Annotated in this window: 2 protein-coding genes; both read right to left on the bottom strand. The window is 20.1% G+C overall.

The genetic code is table 11. The features are described from left to right. Positions 1-97: 97 nt before the first annotated feature. On the bottom strand, positions 98-220 hold the full coding sequence (locus A33I_RS21555) for an IS3 family transposase (protein WP_420796768.1): 123 nt from the start codon (positions 218-220) through the stop codon (positions 98-100). 1220 nt (positions 221-1440) lie between these two features. Further along, positions 1441-1605, bottom strand: a complete 165-nt coding sequence (locus A33I_RS20990) for a hypothetical protein (RefSeq protein ID WP_022629942.1) — start codon at positions 1603-1605, stop codon at positions 1441-1443. Positions 1606-1674: the final 69 nt, after the last annotated feature.

Below are 1674 nucleotides of genomic sequence, written 5' to 3'. Positions count from 1 at the left end.
ATAAACTACCCCCTATCAAATAAACAATAAAAATAATAAAAAAAATTTAAACAACTTTAACTCTATATTCCATAAAACTTAAACCATTTAATCATTTTTAATATCTTTCATAATTATAAAAATAAATATACTCATCTATCACAAATAAAAATTCATCAAATATCTCATATTTATTCAAATAATATTTCTCACATTTCAATATTCCAAAAAAAAATTCCATTAATCCATTATCAATACATCTCCCCACTCTTAACATACTTTATATCATCTTTACATCATCTATCATCCATTTAAACCCTTTAAATATATACTAATATCCACAATCACTATAAATAAAAAAATATTCCTCAACTAATTATAATATAACTTAATCAAATATATTAAATACAAATTAATTATTATTAAAACAACCTAAAACATAACTTATAATAACTCCATCATAAAAATCACAAATTACACTTAAATAAACCTTTTTTAATTAACCATACTTAAATTCTATAACATCCATAACCCATTTTTCATTTTATCTTTCTACTATAAATTCACAATTTAATAAATTCTCTACTACATATTAAAAAATAAAATATTTATATCACTTTTTCTTAACACAAATAACAAAACACAAACCAATTAACTTCATTAACCAATAAATTCTTTTATAATTAAATTTCTCATTAAACTTTCTATTTATTTAAAAATTCATTTAACAATAACCAAAAATACCATCAACTTTTCTATAAAAAATTTTCATCTCTTTAATAATTTCTTCATTCTTTAATTCTCAAAAAAAAAAAATACAATTAAACCACTTATAATAAACAAATCATACAACTCCTACAATTTCACAAAATAAATAAATAATTAAATTCTCTTTCTTATACAACTCTTATATAACAATATATTTATCCTCATATCAAATTAAATTTATCTTCACCTCCTTTCAACCTCTTCTAACTTTTTTAAAAATAAATTCTCCACTCATAACCATTCATTTTCTCTTTCTAACTTTTTCATTTAAAACTCCATTTTCTCTTCTAAAATCAATTACACTTCCTCTTTCTTTTTACCACATTTATCTTTTAACACTTCATCTCCACCAAACTCATACTTCTTAACCCATTAATAAACCTATTAATAAAAAACCTCATACATATTAACTAATTATTAATAATCTTTTCCATTCTTTAAACAATAACATACAATATATATTCATTCTTCCCAATTCATTTTCTTCCTCTTAATCATAATATTCAACCTTCCTTTTACCATATCTTTAAATTCACTATAACTATTATACTTCTTAATCCACTTCCTAAAAACTAAAATACTTAATACTTCATACTTTTTAACAACTTCATTTATAAAATATTAACCAAAAACACAATCTCTAACAACTAAAAACTTCAATTCTTTTATATAACATTTACAAATTAATAATTCTTAAAAACCTAAAACACCATATATATCCAACTTATATTTCCAATCTTTTATAACACTTTTACTTACTTTATATTTCTTCATAATCTCTAATAAAATATAAAACCCATCTTCACATACTTTTAAAACTTCCAATTTAAAAATAAATATAAAAACTCTTTTAAACATTAAAAATACTCCCCTTAAAATAACCAAATTTTTATTTTTTAATCTATCTACCTTATAAAAAACATATCA

It is taken from the genome of Alkalihalophilus marmarensis DSM 21297 (assembly GCF_000474275.2).
GTDB lineage: Bacteria > Bacillota > Bacilli > Bacillales > Bacillaceae_D > Alkalihalophilus > Alkalihalophilus marmarensis.
The sequence above is the reverse complement of the archived record's forward strand: the minus strand, read 5'-3'. Positions and strand labels throughout refer to the sequence as shown.